This window comes from Acinetobacter entericus, from assembly GCF_026168575.1.
GTDB classification, from domain to species: Bacteria; Pseudomonadota; Gammaproteobacteria; order Pseudomonadales; family Moraxellaceae; genus Acinetobacter; species Acinetobacter bouvetii.
The window spans coordinates 1-23565 of record NZ_JAPEQW010000016.1; the positions used below are offsets into that span (position 1 = coordinate 1).

Sequence of the window (23565 nt, forward strand, 5' to 3'; positions counted from 1 at the left end):
AACGAGTTAGGGGGATTTTTTTATGCAAAAGAATATATATTAATAAGGAAAAATAGGAAATAATTGCCCGCGGAGAGGCTGAGCGTAGCCTGAAGCTTATATATTAAATTTATTCATTGGAATTCAATATGTATTCGCTGATGTTAATGATGGTTTAATGGCTTATTCTAAAAAAGACTACACAAAAGCTTTTTAGGATATACAGATGCTCAAAGATCTCGATGAAATCGTTATTTTAGAAATATTGCAGAAGCGTTTTGATGAAAATATGCAGCGACATCCTCAATTAAAGTGGATAGATATTGAAAAGCAATTGATTGCGCAGCCCTTAAAATTAAAAACATTGTTTGAAATGCAAAGAACAGGCGGTGAACCAGATATTGCAGTGTTGAGTGAGCATCCTGCAGAGGTTGTATTTTATGATTGTAGTCTGGAGTCACCGAAACCTAGAAGAAGTCTGTGTTATGACCATGACGCACTGGAAAATAGGAAAGATCGCCCTCCTAAAGATAATGTCATTGATATAGTCAAGGAGATTGGCGCGGAGCTGCTTACTGAAGATGAATACCGTGCAATACAGAAAGTTTTTAATTTTGATTTAAAAACATCGAGCCGGGTATTAACTCCTTCAGCTATCCGAAGAAGGGGGCGGAGCTATATTTTGCGATAATCGATATGGGCATGTATTTACCTATCATAATAGTGGGCAGTCATACTACGCATCACGTGGATTCCGATGTAAGCTTATTCTCTAATAACTCTATAAAGCGCTTTTTAAAATTTTCTGATGTTGTTTGACTTGTTTAGCATAGCGTTTTCCTTGCTTTTTCATACGCCGGTCAGAGTTATACCCAGTTGGTCCAACATTGTAATATGCTAATGCTTTAGGCCATTCACCAGTTGTGTTTTTATAGCGGGCGATGATATAGCTTCCACATTGAATATTAGTGTATTCGTCAAATAAATCACCAGGACAGTTGTTTTGCCAATAGCGGGGAATAATCTGTGTCAGTCCAACTGCACCAGCAGGTGATGAAATATAACTGCGGTAACTTGATTCTTGCCTAATTACAGCAGCTAAAAGCAATGGATCTAAATCATAGCGTTCAGCGCTTTGTACAATCATTGGCGATACTCGATTAGCCATATTAGGATCAACCGAATAGGCGCGCTGGATTCCTGCAGAAAGTTTTGCCGCGCGTTTCTCAATTGATCCACCACCAAGAGATGAGCAGCCTGTAAAAACAGTTGCTGTAATCAGCATGCATAATGATTTAACAGTGATGTTTTTGGAAAAATGAAGCATATTAATGTGTTTTAGCTGCTGAATTGAGTTGATCAAAATATTTACTGTCGAGTCTTTGAATTACTTCAAAATATTATTCGGCATTATGTGAGCAGTCAATTGTTTCAAAAGCTGAAGCTGTGTTGAATTTGTTAAGCAAACACAGTTGCCATTAGTAATGGCGCAAATTGTTTGCTAATGAAAATCATAAGCTATGGCTGAAAAGCTTATATTAAACTTTTTAGCATCCAGATTTCACAGGCATGGTTATGTCCAGTATTGCCTTTCGGTGCAGATAAATGCTGGAAACCCAGTTTTTCGTAGAGTTTAACTGCCTGCCATAAATTGGCAGTGGTTTCTAAGTAGCAAAAATGAATGCCATGTTTTGCAGCAAATTCAAAAGCAAGGGATAAAATTTCTTTTGCAAATCCATGACTGCGAATTTCAGAACAAAAGTACATTTTTTGTACTTCTAAAATATTAGAATCACCCTGTAGCGGGGAAATGCCTCCACCGCCTAAAATGACTCCGTGATTGTTTTCAATCACCCAATAGTGTGCATTTTTCTGTTGGTAAACTTCATAAAGGTTATCCAATATAGGGTCTGCAACTGCAAAGCCTGATTCGGCAGCAAGTCCGAATTCTTCCGAAACTTCACGGATGACACTGGCAATTTGAGCATTGTCTTTTTGTTCAATAGTGCGGATTTTGTACATATAAAGTTTGGGATAAAAAACAGTAAAGATGGATTGTTATAGTATGTTTTACTGTAAAAATCCATCTTTAAATGAAATCACAAATAGCTTAGCTTAGTGCTTTGAAAAAAGTTATTTAAGTTCGCTGGAAGATTTTCCCAGTTCACGCCGCGCGATAATAAGTTGCTGAATTTGCTGCGTGCCTTCAAAAATATCCAAAATTTTAGAATCCCGTGCCCATTTTTCTAGAAGCTCATCTTCGTTATAGCCAATACTTGCTGCCAACTCTACGCATTTGAGTGTAATTTCATTGCCTACGCGGCCTGCTTTTGCTTTAGCAATTGAGGCTTCACGTGAGTTTGGCTTTTTGTTGTCAGCCATCCAAGCAGCTTTAAGCATTAGTAAACGGGCTGCTTCCCATTCAGCCTCCATATGGTAGATTTGAGCAGCTAGATTTGAGGTCTGTAAATAGGGAGTCGCATATTGCTCATCTAGCTCATCTTTAAAGATTTCCTTAATACGTTCTAACGATGCTTTTGCACAGCCAACTGCCATGGCTGCGACGAGTGGACGGGTATTGTCAAAGGTTTCCATGACGCCTGCAAATCCCTTAGCAACATCAATTTCAGTATTTCCCAATAAATTAGCAGCAGGCACCCGGCAGTCGATGAAACTGATAGCTGCTGTATCGGAAGCTTTAATGCCGAGTTTGTGTTCTAAGCGTTCAATCTTCATGCCAGGCGTTCCTTTTGCCACGACAAAAGATTTAATGGCGGAACGTCCTAATTTCTTATCCAATGTCGCCCACACGACAACTGAATCTGCACGCTCACCAGAAGTAACAAAAATTTTTTCACCATTGAGGATATAGTCATCGCCATCTTTTATGGCAGTCGTACGGATTGCAGCAGAGTCAGAACCGCAATTGGGTTCAGTAATCGCCATTGCGGCCCATGTCCCATTAAAGCGTTGTAGCTGTTCCTCATTTGCAACGGCTGCAATTGCTGAGTTGCCAAGACCTTGACGGGGCATGCTCAGCAGCAGTCCTGTATCGCCATAACACATTTCAATGATGCTGAGCGCTGTAGACATATTGACGCCATTTTTATTGCCAGAATTCGTATCACCGCGCTTATTTACAGCTGCGCCGGCATTCATGCCGTCACCGCCTTCATTCATGCCATCGACTAGAGCTGAGAGCATATCTAATTCTTTGGGGTAGTTATGTTCGGCTTTGTCATATTTTCGGGAAATTGGGCGCAACACATTCAGAGCAACTTCATGTGCTTGATCAATAAGCATTTTGAATTTTTTAGGGTTTTGCAAGTTCATTGATTTATTCCTTTTAATGCTTATTAGGCATGCAGGCCAGAGTGCATGATGGCAGTCGCGCGCAGGTCCCGGTACCAGCGCTCTACTGGATGTTCTTTGGTAAAGCCATGACCGCCAAGAATTTGCACGCCATCTGTGCCAATTTTCATGGATTTTTCTGCACAGAGCAGGCGCGCCAAGTATGCTTCACGGTGGAAAGGCTTTCCGGATTCAGCCAAGCTTGCGGCATTCAATACCAGCATGCGCATTGCATCAATTTCAATTGCCATATCGGCAACCATGAAGGCAACGCTTTGACGGTGTGAAATAGGTTCACCAAATGCAGTGCGCTCATTTGCATATTGAATGCAGTATTTTTTAACAGCTTCGCATGTGCCAATCGCCATTGCACACCACATTAAATTGCCTAAATTCAAGAAAGCAGCATAATCAAAATCGTCATCACCTAGCCGTTCAGCAGGTGTATTATCAAAATGCAGGGTGACAGTTTCGGCGGCTTTTAATCCCATAGCAGGAGATTTTTTGACAGTAATACAGTTATTTCGAGTAACGGCAAATACATCAGACCGGCCTTCAAATTCAGCGGAAACCAGCAGCACATCAGCCGATTCACCTAATAAAACCAGTGTTTTTTCGCCAGTAATGCTGTACAGGCCATTATTTTTAACGGCTTTCGTTTTTAACTTAAAGGGATTAAAAGCTGGTGTAGCTTCCTGTACTGCAAAGCTGCCTTGAATTTCAGCATCTTCTGCAAAACTCGGCAAATATTTGGATTGAATCTGCTCAGAGCCCCATTGTGTAATGGCATTGATGACGCTGAAAGTGGAAAGCAGACCGGCACTTAAGCTAAAGTCACCTTGAGCCAATTGCTCGGCAATTAAGATATTGCTGATGATATTTTTTTCTGCGGCAACACCGCCGAGCGCTTCGGGCAATGCATAGAAATTCAGGCCCAGTTCAATACTGTACTGATATAGCTCTGATGGAAATTTTTCATTTTGATCTGCATTTTGCGCTAAAGGATAAAGCACTTCTCGCGAAAATTGCGCCATGGCGTCCGAAGTCATCTGCTGTTCTTCAGATAAGCTTAAATCAAATAATGACTTTGATTGATTTGGTAAACGCTGTTTATGTACATTATTTTGCGGTTTAAATGCCTTTTGCGTTTTATTCAGTGTTTTAAATCCAGCTTTAGAGCCTTGGTACAGTGATTTTTCGACAAATTTTCTTAATTTGAGTTGATCTAATACATCACTGCCGGCAATTTTTGTGAGCAATGACAGCCCAAATCCTTGCGCTTTATTTACCATATCATTCATTTTTGTTTTTCCAGAAAGAAATGTTTTTCTAAATTTATGCTGACATGCGGATTGTAAAAATACCATGTCAAAACTGACATAGTTTATTGACATTGATGAACGGATAGCATTTGAAGAAATATATGTTTAATGAATTGATTTTTAATTATTTAATTTTTTTTGTATTTTGGAATTTACAATAGGAATTGACCTGAATGACAAAGGTCATTCAGGTCAAAAACCGCTTATTTGTATTTTTGGATCATTTTTCTGACATTGGTTTTAGCTTCAATGACGGTCATGAATGTGTAGGCGCCAATAAATTTCCGGCTGATAAACATGAACTCCTTCGGTGGAACACTGAAGTAGCGGGATGCCATCGATTTGGAAGCCTGCTGCATGACACGGCTATGCAGCTGGCTTTTTTTCCAGTCATAGCGGTTCTGTTCATCCATTACGCCGGCAGGCAGGTCTGCATTATTGAGCGGGGTGCTGAATGCTTCGGTTGCCAGCAAGAAAACTTTGGCCATATCAGGCTTAATGCTTTGCGGAATAGAGTCGAAGAAGCTGTATCCAGTCATTGCATTTACCATTTCATCAGCATTGTGATTAAATCCTGCAAAAATAAGATTGTGTGCAACTTTCAGCAAATGCTGATCAAATTGGCGGATTGCGCCAAAATCCAACAGCACAATTTTGTCTTGCACATCTAATCCATTGCCTAAACGGACTAAATAGTTGCCGAAGTTTGGATCGGTTTGCATTTCACCCCATTCAAACAGTTCACGTACTGCAATTTCAAGTGAAGCCTCACCTAAAGCATTGCGGCGTTCTTGCGGCAAAGACAGCATCACTGGGCTGTTGATGGGTACGCCGCGTTCGAAGGTCATGCACAGTACTTGATCGGTGCAATATTCATCAATAATCTGCGGGACGATATAGCGCGGATCATCTTTCAGGCGTGATGCAAAACGGCGTGTGGTCTCAGACTCAATTTTGTAATTGACTTCACGGTGCATCATGTCACGCACTTCATCAAACCATTGATCAAATTCGCGGGTTTGCGGCACCATTCGAGTGAGTTTCAGCATATTCCGGAAGAGATTCATATCTGAATCTATGGCATCTGCTACCCCTGGATATTGTATTTTTAAAACAATTTCTAAGCCGTCAGATTTACGGACTGCACGATGAACTTGCGCCAATGATGCAGTACCCAGCGGTTCGCGGTCTATGGTCAGCTCATCTAGCTTAGAACCCAGCTGAACATGCAGCTGTTCTTTAATTGCAGGCCATGCCAATGCTATTGTTTGATTATTCAGTGTATTTAGGGCTTGCGTAATTTCTTCTGGCAGAAAATGCTCGCCATACAATGCCATCATTTGGCCAATCTTTACAATTGAACCTTTTAGCTTGCCAATTTCGGCAACTAAATAGTCCGCCTGTTCTTTCATAGCTTTCTTGCGTTTACGTTCTTTTTCTTCCTCACTGGAAAAAATAGAGGTAGCATTTGATGCAGCCCAGCGGGTTCCTGCAAGCAAAGATGCTTTTGCAATCGATAAGCGTCGATCCATTGAAGATGTTTTCAGCTGTTTGAGCTTATCGTTCTGATCTGACATGTAAACTAAATCCTTTAATCAGCAAATAGCAGAATAATTCATTGTAACGAATCTTACCGTGTCTGCGCGTATTAAAAAAGTTTAACGTGCTGAATAACCAGTAAAGTTATGCAGCTTAAAGGATAAAACTGCTTTAAAGAAAGGCAGTGGATTGCTTAAACATTGAATTTAATTTTCATTTCCGATTTTTGCTGCAATAGCAGTTTGTTGTCCTGCACATGCTGGCAAATAAGCTTTTTGACAGATTGATGCTTAAAGCCGCTTGCGTAGCCTTTCACAATAATAATGCTGGGCAGGCTAAAAAACAGATGTTTTGCATCTTCCAAAGTAGGCATGGTGAAAATGCCATTTTCAATTAGAACCTGCTGAAAGTACTGTTTTTCTTCAATGACTTTGGGAGAGAGTGAATCATTCCAGTAACTTTGACGCATCGCCATAAGGTTATTGTGTTTATAGCTCATAAGTAAAGAATGCTGTTTAAAGTCGCAATTATTCAAAATAGATGAGGGCTTTATTTTGGGTTTCAATGTGCAGGCAGAATTTTTAAATGTGAATAAAATGTCGGCGAGAATTTTTTGCTTCGTATTTCAAGCTTTCATTGTTCAATTCTACAATTGAATCCTGTAGTATTTGAGAAATTAAAAGAAAAGTTTTTGTGATATGCCTTCTATTCAGGCAAGGGGATAATAATGCGTTTTTGGAGTTTAATGTTCATCAGCCTAGCGGCTTTAAGTGCAAGTTCTGTGTTCGCGGCTGGCGTAACCAAAAAATATCAGCAGTGCATGACAGGTACTTATGGAAATACAGATACAATTCAGGGTTGTATTAAAGATGAATTAAAAATTCAGGAAAAAAGCTTAGATAAATACTATAAAAAATATTTGAAAAATTCAGGTGAGTTTGAAGCGAATTATATAACACAGCATAAGCTGTGGGCATTCCGTATTAATAACGTTTGCGGTTCAAACACAGTTTCTGTGCATGCGGTTATTCAGCAGCAGCAATGCATTTTAGGCATGACTGCAGATCGGGCTGAATTTTATAAGAACAAGACCCGGACATTCGAATAATTCATTATTCTCGGTTTGAAAGCTTAATAAAACCACCAAAACTAAGGTATCATAAGGCGTTTAAAAATATGACCTTGGAGACGCCTTAAGTGGATCGACCGACTATTAGCCCTGAACATATGCAGGAAGCCGCTGAAAATTTAACAACTATTCGTGATTTTATCCGTTTTGGTGTTTCAGCTTTACGTCAATACGATGCACATTTAGGTCAAGGTACAGAAGATTATTTTGCTGAAAGTTCAGCATTGGTACTGCAAACTTTGTCATTGGACTGGAATGCCAATTCTGAAATTTTAGATGCGAAACTGCTGCCTAGCGAAGCGGCTGAATTCTTGGCGCTGCTGGAACGCCGCATCAATGAAAAAGTTCCAACGTCATATCTATTGAATTTGGCTTATTTCTTTGGCAAGCCATTTTATGTGGATGAGCGCGTACTTATTCCACGTTCACCAATTGCAGAGCTGATAGAAAACCGTTTTGCTCCATATTGCTTGGGTGAAAATGGTGAAATGGGCGCAGCCGTCAATAATCTGCCGGAAAATCCAAATCCTAAAACGCCGCAGCGCATTTTAGATATGTGCACAGGTTCAGGCTGTATCGCGATTGCGCTGGCTTATGCATTCCCAGACTCAGAAGTGGATGCCACAGATATCTCTAAGGAAGCGCTCGAAGTTGCTTCAATTAATGCAGAGCATCATAACAAGCAGTATCAGGTCGCATTGCTTGAATCTGATCTGTTCGCCAAAATCCCTGCCGAAAATCAATATGATTTAATCGTGTCGAATCCTCCTTATGTAGATGCGGAAGATATGGCTGACTTGCCTGAAGAGTTCCATCATGAACCTGAATTAGCTTTGGCTGCAGGTCAGGATGGTCTGGATTTAGTGCGTAAAATGCTGGCTCAGGCCGCTGATTATTTAACCGAAGACGGTTTGATTGTGATCGAAGTCGGCAATTCTGAATGGGCGATGCGTCAAAATTTCAACACTGTTGATTTTTACTGGCTGCAGTTTCAAAAAGGCGGTACCGGTATTTTTGCTTTAACGGCAGAGCAGTGCCGTACATACAGAGATTTATTCCTCCAATCTATTCAAGCTTAAGGAGCTGTTGAACATGGCTGGCAATAGTATAGGGCAATTATTCCGTGTAACGACTTGCGGCGAATCACATGGCGCAGGATTAATGGCCATTGTGGATGGTGTTCCGCCAGGCCTCGCGCTGTCTGCAGAAGATTTGCAAAAAGATTTGGACCGCCGCAAGCCTGGCACATCTAAATTTGCAACCCAGCGCAAAGAGCCGGATGAAGTAGAAATCATTTCAGGTGTTTTTGAAGGTAAAACAACGGGTACATCTATTGGCCTGCTGATCCGCAACACCGATCAAAAATCTAAAGATTACGGCAATATCGCTCATACTTTCCGCCCCGGCCATGCCGATTATACGTATACGCAAAAATACGGCTTCCGTGATTATCGGGGCGGCGGACGTTCTAGCGCACGTGAAACTGCGATGCGTGTTGCTGCTGGCGCAATTGCGAAGAAGTGTCTATTTGAAAAATTCGGCATTGAAATCCGTGGGCATGTGACTCAAATCGGCACCGAAAAAGCTGAAAAACTGGATTGGAATGAAGTTCCGAATAATCCATTTTTCTGCGGTGATGCAGATGCTGTGCCTCGTTTTGAAGCATTGGTCACTTCACTCCGTGAACAAGGCACCAGCTGCGGTGCAAAATTAGAAATTATTGCATCGAAAGTGCCTGTGGGCTGGGGTGAACCTGTATTTGACCGTTTAGATGCAGATATTGCACATGCCATGATGTCCATCAATGCGGTAAAGGGTGTAGAAATCGGTGACGGTTTTGGCGTTGCCGAACAGTTTGGCCATGAAACACGTGATGAGTTGACGACGGATGGATTTCTTGCAAACCATGCTGGCGGCATATTGGGCGGAATTTCGAGCGGTCAGGACATTCGTGTTGCCATAGCATTGAAACCGACAGCTTCAATTACCACGCCGGGTAAAACCATTACGATCAATCGCGAGAATGCCGATGTGCTGACCAAAGGCCGCCATGATCCTTGTGTCGGTGTTCGAGCAACGCCCATTGCAGAAGCTATGCTGGCCATAGTGTTGATGGATCACTTCATGCGCCATCGTGCGCAAAATGCTGATGTGATTGCGCCATTTGCGCCGATTGAGCCTAACTGATTATCATTTTGATGCTAAAAAGGCCAGACAATTGTCTGGCCTTTTATTTTAAAGAGATGCATGATGCGCTATAAAAGAACAATACATTAGAAAAAATTGCAGTAGAAATATGATAAAGCCGAATTTTAGACTGGCGCACATGGATGACTTGGCTTCTTTGACTGAAATGATAAATCAGGCATACCGCAGCAATACGGGCCAAAGCTGGACCAATGAAGCCGCTATTGTAGATGGTTTACGGATAACCCAAGCACAATTGCAGGAAAGCACGAGGCAGCCTAATTTTGAGATTTGGGTATTAGAGGGAAAGCAGGAGAATCCATTGCGCATATTGGGATGCATAGGATTAACAAAAAATTTAGATTCTGTAGAAATCGGCAGTTTTTGTATTGATCCATTTTTGCAGAATATGGGGCTAGGCAAGGCGCTGTTGAATTTTGCAGAGCGTTACGTTGAGCAGAATTATTCTGAAATTAAAATGCTGGACATGTATGTATTGAATGTTAGATCTGAGCTTATTGCCTTTTATGAGCGGTGCGGTTATACGAAAACATTGAATATTGAAGATTATCCGATAGATGCCAATGTAGGTGTACCGCTTGTTGATTTACATTTAGTGCATTTACAGAAAAGAATAAACAGCCTGACGGCTTAGCTGTGTAAATGATGGAATATAAAAATTTTCATTGAAGAGAAAAGGCGCATTAAATAATGCGCCAAAGGAGCATTTAAAAATTTGCGAGCGTTTTTAAATGCAGAAAGGCTTTGCCTCAATATGCGCGAAGGAATAAGCGGTAAGCTTTTGATTGAGTTCCATTACTCAGCATAGCATGTAAAATGTCTCTTTGATTCGAGCTGAGCAGCACCTGAATATCTTTTGCATTTCTAAAGCGGGTCAAAAGGCTTGATGGTACATACACGGTATTTGATGAATCAATGACATTCGAATTTTCTAACTGATGGTATGATGCAGCGCCGATGGTGCTGTAAGAGTATTTTTACCATCAACAACAAACGTAAATTCGTTTAACTCTATTTGGTTCGGGCTGTAAATATGAATGGAAAGATCGTGTGCGCCTTGGCGTTTAGTCCAATCAATCACGAGTTCCGGACAGCTGGGGATATTTTCACAAAGCAGTGGGCCACGTGTTGTCGTACGTGTCACAGCCTTAGAGTTTTCAACAGCTTTGACCCCTTGAGCGATGGATGCTGGCGTTGAGCCTGATTTAGACGGCACAACAATACAGCCTGACAGCAATGCTGTGAGGCAGGCAATAAGCAGACAGTTTTTCATTTTTAATCCTATAAAACTTTTTTTATTAAGCTGTATTTATTTTGCTGGCTATAATCACATTATGGAATGTGTATTTGATGAATATTTTTAAGCGATTGCTTTCACTTGTCTTAATTCAATTGTGTGCTGTTGAATTGTCATTTTGATGCACTGTAAGGCAGCAAAAAATCAGAATGATTATTGTGTGCGCCCGTCAAATCTATGATTTTGCAAGCTTAATTTCTTTATCTTATCTAAAAGCCTGTTCTTTGCTTGATCAATCATCGCTGCGTTGGTCGCTGTTGATAATTCAGTTGCCGATTTTTCACCTAAAAAGTATTTAATACGTTCAGCATTGGCGCCAGAAGGATGCGGAAAGCCATCCAAAATTTGTTCTTCACGCAAATAGCCTAAGTTTGATAGAGCATAAAGCACTTCAACTACACTGGAACCGAAAGGGATATAAATGGCGTTAGGCAATTGTGCAATTTCAGGTAAGAAATACGTTTTTATATGCTGGTTTAAAAAGTCATTTTTCAGCATATTGGGGCTGGCGCCAGTATAATTTTTACCTTTGACGAGAATGCATTGATGCAGCACAGAAGTCATCTGAACTAAAGACTGCTGTTCATTAAATAAAAGTTCCGTTCCTGAAATTTCCAGCACTTGCGGCAGGCCAATATAATCTAAGATTTTAACTAAATTTTTGCGCATAGGCCCGCTGAAAGCGCCGGCGGCTTTTGCCAGCTTTAGAATCTCATCCGTATCTAATCCTTGCTTGAGGCCATCTTGCGCCGCTTGCAAAGCATTGCGCCATTGCAGCTGACCTGGACAGATACCGACCAGTACAATTTTTGCCTCAGTATTGATTGCATCGAAAGGAGTATAATAACTGTTCAAATTCCCAGATGAGCTAAGGCGCAATATGGATGAGTGTGTCAATTCATCAATGGAATGCTGCAAAATTTTATCTGAAAAATCTTTAAAACTGTAAGCGTGCATTGTCTGGATAGCTGTTAAAAGCGGAGGAACTCAATTTTATATTTTATCAGCGCTACTGGAAAAGCTGAATATTAAATTTCGACTGCAGGCTGAAATATGAAATTAAAAAAATTGCTTGGATCTGGTATAAAAATTGCTCATATTATAGAGAGCAATTATTGCAGGAGAGAAGCGCTCAATGCGCTCGCCGAAGGAGCAAAGCCTCAGGAAACTCTCAGGCAAAAGGACTGCAGTAATTGAAAAAATCTGGAGAGAAGCATTTAAAAGAGAATGCTCACCGAAGGAGGAAGATGAATCTGAAATCATTCAGCTTCATTGAAGCTCTCAGGTACCCAAAACAGATGAGGCGCAATGATTTGAAATGCTTTTTGCATTTTAAGGAGTGCCTATGTGCCGTATAGCAGTGATTGGTGCGGGAATTACCGGTGTTACAACAGCCTATGAGCTTAGCCTTCTGGGGTATCATGTTACTGTAATAGATAAGCATTTGTATCCGGCAATGGAGACATCATTTGCCAATGGCGGACAGCTGTCTGCATGCAATGCAGAAGTTTGGAATCAAAAGGCGACGGTGCTTAAAGGCATTAAATGGATGTCGGAAAAGTCTGCCCCCTTGCTTTTGAACCCCAGTTTCAGTGTGCATAAATATGCATGGCTGATGGAATTTTTAGGCAATATCAAACATTATAAAGAAAATACTCAAGAAACAGTCAGAATGGCGTTATTGGCCCGGCAGCGGCTTTTTGAAATTGCAGAAAAAGAAAGTATTGATTTTAATTTGGAAAAACGCGGAATTTTACATTTTTACTATACTAAAGCAGATTATGAAACGGCAATTCGGGTCAATACGCTGCTATGTGAAGGCGGTTTGGAACGCTATGCGGTAAGCCATGATGAAATTAAATCAATTGAGCCAAGTTTAACGGGAAATTACTATGGCGGATTCTATTGTCCAGGGGATGCGACAGGCGATATTCACAAATTTACCGCTGGCTTGGCGCAAGTCACACAGCAAAATGGTGTGGAATATTTATTCGGTCAGGAAGTCATATCCATTCAGCATTATGGGCAAGGGATCAGTATTCAGCTTAAAGCCAGCGATGAAAATATGGATGCAGATGCCGGCATCATTGAAGCATTGAATGCTGACGCTGTCGTAGTATGCGGCGGTGTGGGCAGTTATCAGCTAGCGGACATGCTGGGTGACCGTGTAAATATTTACCCTGTTAAGGGATATTCGATTACTGTTGAGCTGCGGGATGCCGAAAGTCAAAAATATGCGCCGTGGGTGAGTTTGCTGGATGAAAGCGCCAAGATTGTCACTTCACGGTTAGGTGCTGACCGTTTGCGCGTTGCAGGAACGGCAGAATTTAATGGCTATAACCGTGATATCCGCTCTGACCGGATTCAGCCTTTAGTCGATTGGGTGAACCGCAACTTCAATTTATCCACTGAATTTTCTGTACCGTGGGCGGGGTTGCGTCCGATGATGCCAAATATGATGCCCATCGTAAACCGCGGTAAACGGGAGCGGGTTTTTTACAATACGGGACATGGGCATTTAGGCTGGACGCTGTCAGCGGCAACGGCGGCAATGATTAGCCAGCAGGTTGCTCAAAGTCATCCTATATAATAAGTTAAAAAGGCACAAGGACTTGGAGTTGTGCCTTTTTTTGCAGGTATTATTTAAAAAAGGTGTTATCTTTTTTCATGCATCTGGTAACCAAGCATGAGTATGCTGCCCGCTATTTTTAAATACAGAAAAGTTGATCAATCATACAGGCGGTATATGCCCGCAAAACGTTCGCAGCCCTTTTGCACAGTTTTAACTGAAAGAATCGCCTTGCTGTAGTTAAACTGATATTTGCAATCATGCTCGTTGTCAGTGACTTCAGTTTTTTGGTCTGGCGTGGTATAGGCTAAAAAGGCGATGCTTTGAGCATCTAAGCGGTTATTCGGATTGCGGTAGGCCACAGCTTCAATTTTAATGCGGTCTTTGCTGAGCTGATGGACTTTCATATGCACCTGCTGCTGTGCAAAAGCGCCGCGTTCAAATTTTAAGTAGTGCTGAGTCAGGCTTTGATTCAACGATACAAAAATATTCAGCTCATCTGCGCGCAAATCAATTTGCTGTTTAATGCAGTCAATACTTTTACATTGCTTTAACCGCTGAACCCACATCAGCTGAGTGTCTTTGATAATGCGGGAAGGCGCATCGGTAACCAGGAGTGAGGTCAGGTAGAGGTTATCCAGATGATCACGCTGTTTAGAAAAAGATGCTGAACACACTTTTTGCAAAGAGTGGCCGGGGACCGCGCAGTCTATTGCTTCTGCATGGATAGGGCTTGAGAAAAAAAAGCCAATACTTAAGCCAATTGTAATGGTTTTGATGATATTTATATCAGATTTCAACAGCATGATCGCTTATACTTTCACTACGTTGCGCTTGTACTAACTATAGCGAAATAGAAAGCGTGAATACAAGATTTCAATCGTTTATTTCTAAAGGAAGAATGCGATGGCTGCACAAATTAGAATCGGTCAGGGGCTCGATGTCCATGCTTTTGAAGACGGTGAGTTCGTTACTCTCGCTGGGGTGCAAATCCCGCATACGCATGGCTTAAAAGCGCATTCAGATGGCGATGTGGTTTTGCATGCGCTGTGTGATGCCTTATTGGGCGCATTGGCGCTTGGTGATATTGGACAGCATTTTCCAGATACAGATCCAAATTTTAAAGGCGCTGACAGCAAGGTTTTGCTGAAGCATGTTTATCAGCTTATTTTAGACCGCGGCTACGTGCTGTCGAATGCGGATATAACCGTCGCATGCGAACGCCCTAAACTGGCAAAGCATAATTTAGAAATGCGCCAAAGCATTGCGGATGTGCTGAATGTGGATACGACGCAAATCAGTGTGAAAGCGACGACCACTGAAAAACTTGGGTTCACTGGCCGTCAGGAAGGCATTTTATCGATGGCAACCGTGCTGGTTGTTCACGCAAAATGATTTGGATGAATTAAAGACTGTTGCAGCTCTTGAGTTGATTTACGGCCCTGCAGCTGAAGTGAAACTGCATGAATTAATCCTGTCCATGTTTCATTCGGCTCCCAAATCTGGTGCATCAGCTCCTGTGCTGCGGGCATATCTATATTCATATAGTATTGACGGTATAAATACATCAGGCTGCTGATACGGAAATTTTTTGAGCAGTGCACCCACACCATTTGTTCCTGCACAAGATGATCAATCATATCCAGCACCAGCAAACATTGATCATCTGACGGCGTATCCCAAAGAATGGGCACGTGAATATAGTTCAGGCCTAATTCCAGGCAAATACGGTCTTCGCTGTCTAAATGATTGCTGGCATCCGTCAAGGCAAGGTTGATGACGGTGGTTACGCCGTATTCTTTAATCAGCTGCAGCTGTTCCGCAGACGGCTGCCCAGAACTGAACAGATGTTCGTGAACGAACTGGAAGTTTTCAATTTTGCTTAAACCGTTTTCAATCTCATTCATGCTGTTATTTTTGCTTTCAAGTCATACAGTCACTATAAATTAAAAACGCCATCTTGACGATGGCGTTTTACAGTTCTTTGCGTCTTTGCTTAGCCCTTAACGGTTTGGCAATACGCTTTTGAGCGCTTCATGCATTTCCAGCAAAGCGTGCTCAGTGGTTTCCCAATCAATACAGCCATCGGTTACAGATTTGCCGTATTCCAAGCTGCTCAGGTCAGCAGGGATGTCCTGACGTCCGCCTTTCAAGTGGCTTTCAACCATCAGTCCAACAATAGACTTGTTGCCGTCTAGAATTTGCTCGGTAATATTCTTTAATACTAGCGGCTGCAGGTACGGGTCTTTGTTTGAGTTGGCATGGCTGGCATCAATCATGATTTTGCCGCTGACTTTGGCTTTGGCCAATGCTGCTTCTGCTTCCGCAACTGAACCTGCGTCATAGTTTGGCTTGCCGTTGCCGCCACGCAATACGACATGCGCATAAGGGTTGCCGCTGGTATGAATGACAGAAACTTGACCTTGGTCATTCAAGCCAAGGAAGCTGTGGCCATGCTTCACAGACTGCATCGCATTGGTTGCCACAGTCAAACCGCCGTCTGTGCCATTTTTAAAGCCGACTGGTGAAGATAAGCCTGATGACATTTCACGGTGTGTTTGGCTCTCTGTGGTGCGCGCGCCAATTGCAGACCATGAAATTAAATCTTGATAATACTGCGGTGAGTTCGGATCAAGCGCTTCAGTTGCGCAAGGCAGGCCTTTTTCATTTAGTTCACGAAGCAGCTGGCGGCCAATGCGCAGACCTTTTTCAATATTGAAAGAGTCGTTCATATCCGGGTCATTAATCAAGCCTTTCCAGCCGACGGTGGTACGCGGCTTTTCAAAGTACACACGCATGACCACATAAATCGTATCTTTAATTTTTTCGCTTAATACTTTCAGGCGGTCAGCATACTCATGCGCAGCAACGGTGTCGTGAATTGAGCAGGGGCCAATCACAATGAAAAGGCGCTTGTCTTTGCCATCCAAAATATTGCGGACAGTTTCACGGCCTTTAAGAACGGTCTGATAAGCAGTTTCAGTCAAAGGTACTTCTTTTTTGAGTTCCGCTGGCGTTACAAGAGGCTGAATGCTTTTTACATTCACGTCATCGATATCTGATTGAGTAATTGGGTTTGACTGTTGTGTATTCATTGCCGTCACTGGTTGTTCATACAAAAGGTTGTTTCATGAGCCGAATATAACATGAATGCACTGCTTCATTGTTATAAAAAAGATCAATATGTCGGTGAAAAAAAAGTGATGAATCGTAAAGACAATTTAAACATTCATGCTTTTATGCAGATTTTCAGCATGGGTTTGAATGAGCATTGCTGTTTCAGGTTTAGCCGCTGGTTTTGATTTTACGGGATGAATAATGAAATTTATTCCCAGTGCAAATAGCGTAATGCCTAAAATTTTACGGATTAATTTTTCCGGCAGGCGAGAGCTGATCAGGGTGCCGATGACAATAGCCGGGATTGAGCCGCACAGCAGCCAGCCAAGCAAATGGAAATCGACGTTGCCTGAAGTCATATGGCCCATGCCGGCAACAAAAGTCAGCAATACAGCATGGACGACATCTGAACCGATAATGCGGATCATCGGCAAATTAGGGAACATCAATACCAACGCCATAATGCCGAATGCGCCGGCGCCGACAGAAGAAAGCGTAACGAAGATGCCTAAAATAATGCCCATAATGACAATATATAGGCGTTTATTTTTTGCCTTGAAATTAACGTGTTCCAAGTCTTCTGTCATGTCGTCTAAAACATCAGCTTTACGGAATTTGTTGAAAAAGCGTTCAATATGTCCGCGGAACATAATTGAAAGGCCGGTCAGGGTCAGCATAAAGCCAAGCACCATTGTCAATACGGCTTTATAGCTGCTGGATTGGCTTAAATAATTGTCCAGAACCCAATGCGTGGCGAAGGAAGCCGGGATGCTGCCGATGGCAAGCCAAATGACGATTGGCCATACAATATTTAATTTTTTTGCATGTACTAAGGAACCGCAGAATTTTGAAATAGCGGCATAAAGCAGGTCAGTACCAATGGCGATATGAGGCTCAATCCTAAATAAGCTGATGAGGATAGGAGTCATTAGTGAACCGCCGCCGACACCGGTAATGCCGACACAGAAACCGACCAAGACACCAGCCAGAATAAATTCAAAAGGACCAAACATGGTTATATGCCAAAATCAAAAAACGAGCATATCTTATGACTTTTAAATATAAGCTGTTGTCTTGATTAGTGATTTGCTTATTCTAAAAAATGATAAAGATTGCGGAAAGCATGCTGTTCATGCAGATGACCTATTAAGAGGCTTCCACAGCGACAGGCTGCCTAACCAAATCAAATTGATTAGGCAAAGCATTCTTAAGAGATATAAAGGCATGTATACAGTTTTCTGCCATGCTGCAAAGTCCTTTGCATTGGCGGCATAAGTGATGATTTTCTGCTTAGGTAAATGTTCTGTAAATTGGATTTTACGGATAAACATATCTTGTGGCGTATTTTTATAGTTCATCAAACTGCGCTTAAAGACTATGCCTTCAAGGTGAATAATTTTGGGCTGGATATTTTTTCACAGAGCGATTGGATCGATTTGGCCTGATGAGCGCAATCCATTTTTTTCGATGCTTCTGAATAATCACTGATCGTTGCCGCCGCTGCAGAATATCGATATTCTGCAGTTTGAACTGCATGGGCTGCGGAGACATTGGTATCCATGTGCTTGGAAACACAATAAAGACCAATAACTGAAAAATGCCGGATAGTATGAGGGTCAACAGGACATACTGTTTGCACCAATGCCATAGGTTTAGAAGCGGCTGCCTAATTTCTTGCATCATCCAAGTTTATACAGTGCGCAATCGTATTCCTTTAATGCTATGAATAATTCCTTTGCGCCTTTATAGCCTTGCTTCTGCGCCAGTACAGCGAGCAGCTATAAAATACAGGACTATGCTAAAATGTACGTACTTTAGAAAATATTAAACTCTTGAGGATAAAAAACTTGCAAAACCGGAAACTCAAAATTGGAATCGTCGTGGGGGAAGTCTCAGGAGATACTTTGGGCGCCAAACTGATTCGCCGGTTTCGTGAGCAGGGCATCGATGCTGAATTTGAGGGCATTGGCGGTCCGCAAATGATCGCTGAAGGCTTTAAAAGCTATTATCCTATGGATATCCTTTCGGTCATGGGTATTGTTGAAGTTTTGAAGGATATCAAAAAACTTTTTGCAGTGCGTGACGGGCTGGTTGAGATTTGGAGCAAGAATCCTGTTGATGTGTTTGTCGGCATTGATGCGCCAGATTTTAATCTGCGGCTGTCTAAAAGCTTAAAACAGAAACAGTTGCCGATTAAAACCGTGCAGTATGTCAGTCCCTCGGTATGGGCATGGCGGCAGGGCCGCGTGCATGGCATTAAGGCCAGTATTGATTTGGTTTTATGTTTATTTCCGTTTGAAAAAGCATTCTTCAAGAAATGGGATGTGCCGGCAGCCTTTGTCGGCCATCCTTTAGCAAGCCAGCTGCCATTAGCAAATCCAATCGCAGACGCCAAAGAAGAATTGGATCTCAATCCAGATCAGCAGCATATTGCATTATTACCGGGCAGCCGCCGCGGTGAAATTGAGCGCTTAGGACCGCTGGTATTGGATGCGGCTCAGATTGTGATGCAAAAGCATCCTGAGTATGTCTTTTTGATTCCGGCCATTAATGATGCGCGAAAGCAGCAGATTCAAGCGCTCTTAGATAAGTATCCTGCTGATGTTAAGGCCAAAGTACAGCTGCTTGAAAATACGGATTCAGAGTCAAAAATTGGCCGTCAGGTAATGAATGCTTCAAATATTGTGGCATTGGCTTCGGGTACGGCAACGCTGGAAGCCATGCTGCTGCATCGCCCAATGGTGACATTTTATCAGCTGAATTGGCTGACTTATCATGTGGTGAAATTTTTAATTAAGATTCCATATTATTCTTTGCCAAACATCATTGCCGGGAAAAAAGTCATTCAGGAGCTGATTCAAAAAGACGCAACACCGGAGAAACTGGCGGATGAAATTGAAAAATTGATGAATGTTGAAACCGCGCAAATTCAAGCGATGCAGCATGTCACCATGCATAAGCAGCTGCTGTCTGGGAACAGCGAAGACCCTGTGCAGGCCATTTTAAGTCTGTTGGAAAAGGCATGATCACTTTTGCAGTTGCTGAATATGATTAAGCGTTTTGCGGATGCAGCTGCCGATATTGGCTCGGCGTCAGTTCATAGCTGCGCTTAAAGCTTTGGCTAAAGGCTGTTTCAGATGAATACCCTACTCGATATGCGATTTGCTGAATAGACAGCTGGCCAGAGCGCAAATGCTGTGAGGCTAGCCTCAGGCGGTGCTGCTGTAAATAAGCCAGTGGCGTTTCACCGATGATTTGGGTAAACAGATTGGCGAATTTTGAACGCGACATGCAGCATTGTTCTGCCAAGCTTTCAACAGTCCAAGGCAATTCAGGCTGTCCATGAATCACGGCCAGTGCGTTAGAAAGTTCAGCGTGAGTCAGCGCATTCAGCCAGTTATGCGAATCGCTGAGCTGTGCAATATAATCACGCACGCATTCAATAAATAAAATACTGACTAAATGATCGAGTATTTTATCCCGTCCTGGGCGGATTTGATTAACTTCCACAGCTAAGAACTGCAGGCCAATCTGCAGCCACTCAGGCGCTGTGCTGCTTAAAATATGCTGTATATGCAGATATTTGGGCAGCGCGTTAAACAGAGGTTTCGCCATAATGCTGTCGACATGTCCGCGTATGGCAAGAATTAGGCAGTCTTCGCGCTGCGGATATTGATCTGACTCTAAATTGATCGTTTTTTGATGCTTTTCATCAAACAGTGGACGGATCTCTAGCGCATCTTGAAAAACCGAATCGGTTGATGCGGTGCAAAGGTGATTTTGTCCTGACGGAATCAAAATCAAATCACCTGCTTCAAGCTGAATTTTTTCACCTTCAACATGCAGCAGGCATTGGCCTTGCATCATGATATAGGCAATCATTGCGCCGTGTTCATGGTATTGAAAAGCCCAGTTATTCTTGGCTTTCAAGTAAATGTATTCAGATTTGTTCAGGTGAATATCATCAAAAATTTTACTTAAAGCATCCATGTTTTATCATTCTATCTTCATTACATATTGGCTGGTTAAATATCCCAATACGGTCAATACCGCATTCAGAGGACAATTTTTATCAATATATGCCAAAGACTTTGGCATAGTTTTTTTGGACGCTTGCAACTGTTATTGCGCCTGTATTTCTTGAAATATAAACATAGTAGAGAGAAATAAGGAAGTCTTGCAAATGAATGCTCCAGCAAAATTAAACCAAGAGCAAATGCAGCAGTTCAATGGCGCGTCTATTGATAAGAAACGTTACGGCTGGCTATTAAGCCCAGGATTGCCTGTAATAGGTATGGGTATTTTAGCGGGCTATCACTTTGGCCCGAAAATGACCAAAAAAGTTTTTGCCATGGGGGGGCCGCTGTTATTGCATGTGATTATTCCTGCAATTGATGCGCTTGTTGGTGCTGATGACAATAACCCGACAGATGAAGAAATTAAAGTGCTGGTGCAAGACCCGTACTATGACCGCATTGTCAAAGTATTTATTCCTTTACAGATGGCCGCGAATGTTTTTGCCGGCTATGTAGTGACGCGCAAAGATGTGTCGTTCTTAGACCAGATTTTACTGGGCGTATCGATGGGTGCGATCAACGGCATTGGTGTCAATACAGCGCATGAGCTGTGCCACCGTCCAAATAAAAAGGATCATTATTGGTCGCATGCGACACTCGCGCCACTGGTATATAACCACTTCCGTATTGAACATCCGTATGGACACCATAAGCGTGCTGCAACGCCTGAAGATCCTGCATCTTCAAAAATGGGAGAGACTTTTTATGAATTTTGGCCGAGAACGGTTTTTGGCGGGATTAAATCTGCGGTTCATATTGAAAAGCAGCGTTTAAAACGTAAGGGCTTGTCTTTCTGGAGCAAGGAAAATGAGCTGTTTCATGGCTGGGCAATGAGTGCTGGATTCCATGGCGTAATGTTCTCATTATTTGGAACAAAGGTAGCGCCGTATTTGGCAACACAAGCGCTCTACGGCATCAGCCTATTTGAAATTATTAATTATATTGAACATTATGGTTTAAAGCGTGAAGAAAAGGCGGATGGCAGCTACGCGCGCACCATGCCTGAACACAGCTGGAACAATAACAATGTGGTGACGAATTTGTTCCTGTATCAGCTGCAGCGGCATTCAGATCATCATGCATATCCAACGCGGCCATTCCAGGCGCTGCGCCACTTTGATGAAGCGCCTGAGCTGCCAAGCGGCTATGCGACGATGCTGCTGCCTGCACTGATTCCATCGCTGTGGTTCAAGATGATGGATAAGCGAGTTTATGATCATTATGAAGGGGACTTAACGAAGGCAAATATTCATCCAAAACGCCGCGCCAGCATCTTTAAGAAGTTTGGGTTGAGTGCCTAAAAGCGATTCAAGGTAATCAAAAGCCCAAACAGACTGTTTGGGCTTTTTTTATAAATGATGATGAAATATATCGTAAAGTGGCTGAATATTTAAATAAAAATATAATAATCAAAATTATACGATAATAACGAAGAGTATTTAATGGTATTGCAGAATTTAGAATATGGCTTTCCTGCAGGAACCCGTATTATCACTAAACATGGTTTAGTTCCTATTCAGCAGATATAAATTGGTGATTTAGTCTTAACACAATCGGATTCTGGGCAAGGGGAGCCGTTAGACTATTTTGAAGTTAAGGCGAATACAGATTTAACAAAACTTCATAAAGGAGAATTACTGCTACTTTCCCATAAAGGAAAACTTAAGGGTGCATTGGTTTCTTCAAACACGTTGTTTCTGGTTAAGAATTTGGGCTGGACACCTTTATATGAGCTAAAAAATGGTCAAATCATACAAACTAAGAGCTCAGAAATTGAAGTTTTAGTATTTATGGTCAATCCCCTGAGGGAAACAACACTGGCAAATTGTGCTGGAAGCTATCATGTTCGAAATCTATTGGATGCTGATAGAAAAGGTTTTGACATTCCAGATGATGATTATTTTGATCTATTTGAATATAACGATCATGGTTTATGTGCAATTTTAGCTGAAAACTCCTTCAGTCCATTAAAAGCCAATGGACAAGAGGATCATGTTTTAAGCACAAAATTTAAAAGAACAATCTACAATTTGAAAGTGAATGAACGTTCTAATTTTTATATTTTATCGGATGGATTATTGATTAAAGGCGTTTAATTTTAAATCGATGTTCATCCTCAGTAGATTGTTCAGGATGAATGTTGCACAAATTGGTTTTAAAATATTCAAATTGAATTCTGATCCATATTTATCAATAGTTTAGCTTGGGAAAAAGTCCACAAAATCTGTGGAAAACTCTTGGGATAAAACAAAAAACCGATAAATTATAGAGTAGATAACCTAATAATTAATTCAAAATCAACTGATTGATTTGAATATAAGTACATCGGAAGCTTATACAAATAAATAGCCTAAGCAAGCTAAACAATTCATTTTAAAAAGCATATAATTTCAGAATCACATGCTACATATCAATCAAAGATGACACCTGCTTGCAAAGTTTTAAAATCACAAAAAATTGAATTTTCTATTCATGAATATGAGCATGACCCAGATGCAAAAAGTTTTGGTCTAGAAGCTGCAGATAAGCTCGGGCTGCAGGTTGCAGAAGTCTTTAAAACACTGATGGTGACTGATGAAAAAAACTATTTTGTTGCGGTATTGCCAGTCAATCATCAGCTGAGTTTAAAAAAAACAGCAGCAGCATTTGGCTGTAAAAAACTGAAAATGGCTGATCCTAAAGATGCTGAACGTTTAACAGGCTATTTGGTTGGCGGGATCAGCCCAGTCGGGCAGAAGAAGCGCTTAAAAACAGTGATAGATGTATCTGCAGAAAGCCTAGTTAAAATTTATGTCAGCGGCGGCAAGCGCGGGCTGGATATAGGGCTTAAACCGCAAGACTTGGCTAAGGTGTTGGGTGCAAGTTTCGCAGATATTATTGATGAATAACCATATTATTTTAATTTCTAAAATTGAGCATCATAGAATGTGTTACTCATATTATTGCTCATAAATGAAAATCCTTGAAACCAATAAAGC

24 protein-coding genes, 1 pseudogene and 1 riboswitch are annotated in these 23565 nt (G+C 41.7%); of the genes and pseudogenes, 11 read left to right on the forward strand and 14 right to left on the reverse strand.

Annotated features, from left to right (window positions below):
- The first annotated feature begins 205 nt into the window (after window positions 1-205).
- Window positions 206-755 (forward strand): annotated as a pseudogene (locus tag OKC24_RS12585) (DUF4256 domain-containing protein).
- A 5-nt stretch (window positions 756-760) separates the two neighbouring features.
- Here OKC24_RS12585 and OKC24_RS12590 read toward each other — a convergent pair.
- From OKC24_RS12590 to OKC24_RS12615, 6 genes are all read right to left on the reverse strand, one after another.
- Window positions 761-1264, reverse strand: coding sequence for a lytic transglycosylase domain-containing protein (locus OKC24_RS12590; protein ID WP_228257639.1), 504 nt, complete (start codon window positions 1262-1264; stop codon window positions 761-763).
- A 248-nt stretch (window positions 1265-1512) separates the two neighbouring features.
- Window positions 1513-2001 carry a GNAT family N-acetyltransferase gene (locus tag OKC24_RS12595; RefSeq protein WP_265465447.1) on the reverse strand — a complete coding sequence of 163 codons (489 nt, stop codon included), beginning with the start codon at window positions 1999-2001 and terminating at the stop codon, window positions 1513-1515.
- Window positions 2002-2112: 111 nt separating this feature from the next.
- The gene (locus OKC24_RS12600; RefSeq protein ID WP_130147928.1) at window positions 2113-3312 is read right to left on the reverse strand and encodes an acyl-CoA dehydrogenase family protein; all 1200 of its coding nucleotides are present in this window, start codon (window positions 3310-3312) and stop codon (window positions 2113-2115) included.
- A gap of 23 nt (window positions 3313-3335) precedes the next feature.
- A complete protein-coding gene (locus tag OKC24_RS12605; protein WP_171457757.1) occupies window positions 3336-4622 on the reverse strand; it encodes an acyl-CoA dehydrogenase family protein in 1287 nt (428 codons plus the stop codon).
- A gap of 233 nt (window positions 4623-4855) precedes the next feature.
- A complete protein-coding gene (locus OKC24_RS12610) occupies window positions 4856-6229 on the reverse strand; it encodes an ABC1 kinase family protein (protein ID WP_130147924.1) in 1374 nt (457 codons plus the stop codon).
- A 155-nt stretch (window positions 6230-6384) separates the two neighbouring features.
- Window positions 6385-6690 carry a hypothetical protein gene (locus tag OKC24_RS12615; RefSeq protein WP_130147922.1) on the reverse strand — a complete coding sequence of 102 codons (306 nt, stop codon included), beginning with the start codon at window positions 6688-6690 and terminating at the stop codon, window positions 6385-6387.
- Between the two features lie 228 nt (window positions 6691-6918).
- Between OKC24_RS12615 and OKC24_RS12620 the strand changes: the two genes are divergently transcribed.
- The 4 genes from OKC24_RS12620 (at window position 6919) to OKC24_RS12635 (ending at window position 10162) form a co-directional block, all read left to right on the forward strand.
- Entirely contained in the window at window positions 6919-7299 is a 381-nt protein-coding gene (locus OKC24_RS12620; protein WP_130147920.1) for a lysozyme inhibitor LprI family protein, read from the forward strand.
- Between the two features lie 89 nt (window positions 7300-7388).
- Complete coding sequence (gene prmB / locus OKC24_RS12625; protein ID WP_130147918.1) at window positions 7389-8399, forward strand: 50S ribosomal protein L3 N(5)-glutamine methyltransferase; 1011 nt, start codon at window positions 7389-7391, stop codon at window positions 8397-8399.
- A gap of 13 nt (window positions 8400-8412) precedes the next feature.
- Entirely contained in the window at window positions 8413-9507 is a 1095-nt protein-coding gene (gene aroC / locus OKC24_RS12630; RefSeq protein ID WP_130147916.1) for a chorismate synthase, read from the forward strand.
- Between the two features lie 109 nt (window positions 9508-9616).
- Window positions 9617-10162, forward strand: coding sequence for a GNAT family N-acetyltransferase (locus OKC24_RS12635; RefSeq protein WP_130147914.1), 546 nt, complete (start codon window positions 9617-9619; stop codon window positions 10160-10162).
- A gap of 297 nt (window positions 10163-10459) precedes the next feature.
- Here the strand turns inward: OKC24_RS12635 and OKC24_RS12640 are convergent, their stop codons facing one another.
- Window positions 10460-10801: a hypothetical protein gene (locus OKC24_RS12640; protein ID WP_252151838.1), complete on the reverse strand. Its 342-nt coding sequence runs from the start codon at window positions 10799-10801 to the stop codon at window positions 10460-10462.
- A gap of 177 nt (window positions 10802-10978) precedes the next feature.
- Window positions 10979-11680, reverse strand: a complete 702-nt coding sequence (locus tag OKC24_RS12645; RefSeq protein ID WP_252151839.1) for a uracil-DNA glycosylase family protein — start codon at window positions 11678-11680, stop codon at window positions 10979-10981.
- Window positions 11681-11933: 253 nt separating this feature from the next.
- Window positions 11934-12022: riboswitch (glycine riboswitch) on the forward strand.
- 148 nt (window positions 12023-12170) lie between these two features.
- Here OKC24_RS12645 and OKC24_RS12650 point away from each other — a divergent pair.
- The gene (locus tag OKC24_RS12650) at window positions 12171-13415 is read left to right on the forward strand and encodes a D-amino acid dehydrogenase (protein ID WP_130147910.1); all 1245 of its coding nucleotides are present in this window, start codon (window positions 12171-12173) and stop codon (window positions 13413-13415) included.
- 137 nt (window positions 13416-13552) lie between these two features.
- Here the strand turns inward: OKC24_RS12650 and OKC24_RS12655 are convergent, their stop codons facing one another.
- Entirely contained in the window at window positions 13553-14200 is a 648-nt protein-coding gene (locus tag OKC24_RS12655; protein WP_131275587.1) for an A1S_1983 family putative colistin resistance protein, read from the reverse strand.
- Between the two features lie 100 nt (window positions 14201-14300).
- Here OKC24_RS12655 and ispF point away from each other — a divergent pair, with 100 nt between their 5' ends.
- A complete protein-coding gene (gene ispF / locus OKC24_RS12660; protein WP_131275588.1) occupies window positions 14301-14789 on the forward strand; it encodes a 2-C-methyl-D-erythritol 2,4-cyclodiphosphate synthase in 489 nt (162 codons plus the stop codon).
- On the opposite strand, the gene OKC24_RS12665 is transcribed toward ispF, so the two are convergent.
- The 4 genes from OKC24_RS12665 to OKC24_RS12680 all read right to left on the reverse strand — a co-directional run bounded on the left by OKC24_RS12665 (window position 14777) and on the right by OKC24_RS12680 (window position 18159).
- Complete coding sequence (locus tag OKC24_RS12665; protein WP_131275589.1) at window positions 14777-15301, reverse strand: protein tyrosine phosphatase family protein; 525 nt, start codon at window positions 15299-15301, stop codon at window positions 14777-14779. The genes ispF and OKC24_RS12665 overlap by 13 nt on opposite strands.
- 96 nt (window positions 15302-15397) lie before the next feature.
- Complete coding sequence (locus tag OKC24_RS12670) at window positions 15398-16489, reverse strand: 3-deoxy-7-phosphoheptulonate synthase (RefSeq protein WP_005009544.1); 1092 nt, start codon at window positions 16487-16489, stop codon at window positions 15398-15400.
- Window positions 16490-16615: 126 nt separating this feature from the next.
- Window positions 16616-17524, reverse strand: coding sequence for a sulfite exporter TauE/SafE family protein (locus OKC24_RS12675; protein ID WP_131275590.1), 909 nt, complete (start codon window positions 17522-17524; stop codon window positions 16616-16618).
- A 362-nt stretch (window positions 17525-17886) separates the two neighbouring features.
- Window positions 17887-18159: a hypothetical protein gene (locus OKC24_RS12680; RefSeq protein WP_252151841.1), complete on the reverse strand. Its 273-nt coding sequence runs from the start codon at window positions 18157-18159 to the stop codon at window positions 17887-17889.
- Between the two features lie 199 nt (window positions 18160-18358).
- Between OKC24_RS12680 and lpxB the strand changes: the two genes are divergently transcribed.
- Window positions 18359-19537 carry a lipid-A-disaccharide synthase gene (gene lpxB, locus OKC24_RS12685; RefSeq protein WP_131275591.1) on the forward strand — a complete coding sequence of 393 codons (1179 nt, stop codon included), beginning with the start codon at window positions 18359-18361 and terminating at the stop codon, window positions 19535-19537.
- A 25-nt stretch (window positions 19538-19562) separates the two neighbouring features.
- Here lpxB and OKC24_RS12690 read toward each other — a convergent pair whose 3' ends face one another.
- The gene (locus OKC24_RS12690; RefSeq protein WP_005009549.1) at window positions 19563-20501 is read right to left on the reverse strand and encodes an AraC family transcriptional regulator; all 939 of its coding nucleotides are present in this window, start codon (window positions 20499-20501) and stop codon (window positions 19563-19565) included.
- Between the two features lie 193 nt (window positions 20502-20694).
- Between OKC24_RS12690 and OKC24_RS12695 the strand changes: the two genes are divergently transcribed.
- The 3 genes from OKC24_RS12695 to ybaK all read left to right on the forward strand — a co-directional run bounded on the left by OKC24_RS12695 (window position 20695) and on the right by ybaK (window position 23475).
- Entirely contained in the window at window positions 20695-21888 is a 1194-nt protein-coding gene (locus OKC24_RS12695; RefSeq protein ID WP_131275592.1) for an alkane 1-monooxygenase, read from the forward strand.
- A gap of 408 nt (window positions 21889-22296) precedes the next feature.
- Window positions 22297-22683 carry a hypothetical protein gene (locus tag OKC24_RS12700; protein ID WP_252151842.1) on the forward strand — a complete coding sequence of 129 codons (387 nt, stop codon included), beginning with the start codon at window positions 22297-22299 and terminating at the stop codon, window positions 22681-22683.
- 324 nt (window positions 22684-23007) lie between these two features.
- A complete protein-coding gene (gene ybaK, locus OKC24_RS12705; RefSeq protein ID WP_130147892.1) occupies window positions 23008-23475 on the forward strand; it encodes a Cys-tRNA(Pro) deacylase in 468 nt (155 codons plus the stop codon).
- Window positions 23476-23565: the final 90 nt, after the last annotated feature.

Excerpts from the sequence above, each read along its gene's own strand:
- OKC24_RS12675 (WP_131275590.1), bottom strand. The coding sequence starts at position 17,524 with ATGTTTGGTCCTTTTGAATTTATTCTGGCTGGTGTCTTGGTCGGTTTC.
- ybaK (WP_130147892.1), top strand. The coding sequence starts at position 23,008 with ATGACACCTGCTTGCAAAGTTTTAAAATCACAAAAAATTGAATTTTCT.
- OKC24_RS12595 (WP_265465447.1), bottom strand. The coding sequence starts at position 2,001 with ATGTACAAAATCCGCACTATTGAACAAAAAGACAATGCTCAAATTGCC.
- OKC24_RS12620 (WP_130147920.1), top strand. The coding sequence starts at position 6,919 with ATGCGTTTTTGGAGTTTAATGTTCATCAGCCTAGCGGCTTTAAGTGCA.
- OKC24_RS12670 (WP_005009544.1), bottom strand. The coding sequence starts at position 16,489 with ATGAATACACAACAGTCAAACCCAATTACTCAATCAGATATCGATGAC.
- OKC24_RS12695 (WP_131275592.1), top strand. The coding sequence starts at position 20,695 with ATGAATGCTCCAGCAAAATTAAACCAAGAGCAAATGCAGCAGTTCAAT.
- ispF (WP_131275588.1), top strand. The coding sequence starts at position 14,301 with ATGGCTGCACAAATTAGAATCGGTCAGGGGCTCGATGTCCATGCTTTT.
- OKC24_RS12605 (WP_171457757.1), bottom strand. The coding sequence starts at position 4,622 with ATGGTAAATAAAGCGCAAGGATTTGGGCTGTCATTGCTCACAAAAATT.
- OKC24_RS12635 (WP_130147914.1), top strand. The coding sequence starts at position 9,617 with ATGATAAAGCCGAATTTTAGACTGGCGCACATGGATGACTTGGCTTCT.
- aroC (WP_130147916.1), top strand. The coding sequence starts at position 8,413 with ATGGCTGGCAATAGTATAGGGCAATTATTCCGTGTAACGACTTGCGGC.
- OKC24_RS12600 (WP_130147928.1), bottom strand. The coding sequence starts at position 3,312 with ATGAACTTGCAAAACCCTAAAAAATTCAAAATGCTTATTGATCAAGCA.
- OKC24_RS12680 (WP_252151841.1), bottom strand. The coding sequence starts at position 18,159 with ATGGCATTGGTGCAAACAGTATGTCCTGTTGACCCTCATACTATCCGG.
- OKC24_RS12615 (WP_130147922.1), bottom strand. The coding sequence starts at position 6,690 with ATGAGCTATAAACACAATAACCTTATGGCGATGCGTCAAAGTTACTGG.
- OKC24_RS12665 (WP_131275589.1), bottom strand. The coding sequence starts at position 15,301 with ATGAATGAGATTGAAAACGGTTTAAGCAAAATTGAAAACTTCCAGTTC.
- OKC24_RS12610 (WP_130147924.1), bottom strand. The coding sequence starts at position 6,229 with ATGTCAGATCAGAACGATAAGCTCAAACAGCTGAAAACATCTTCAATG.
- OKC24_RS12590 (WP_228257639.1), bottom strand. The coding sequence starts at position 1,264 with ATGCTGATTACAGCAACTGTTTTTACAGGCTGCTCATCTCTTGGTGGT.
- OKC24_RS12690 (WP_005009549.1), bottom strand. The coding sequence starts at position 20,501 with ATGGATGCTTTAAGTAAAATTTTTGATGATATTCACCTGAACAAATCT.
- OKC24_RS12640 (WP_252151838.1), bottom strand. The coding sequence starts at position 10,801 with ATGAAAAACTGTCTGCTTATTGCCTGCCTCACAGCATTGCTGTCAGGC.
- OKC24_RS12650 (WP_130147910.1), top strand. The coding sequence starts at position 12,171 with ATGTGCCGTATAGCAGTGATTGGTGCGGGAATTACCGGTGTTACAACA.
- OKC24_RS12655 (WP_131275587.1), bottom strand. The coding sequence starts at position 14,200 with ATGCTGTTGAAATCTGATATAAATATCATCAAAACCATTACAATTGGC.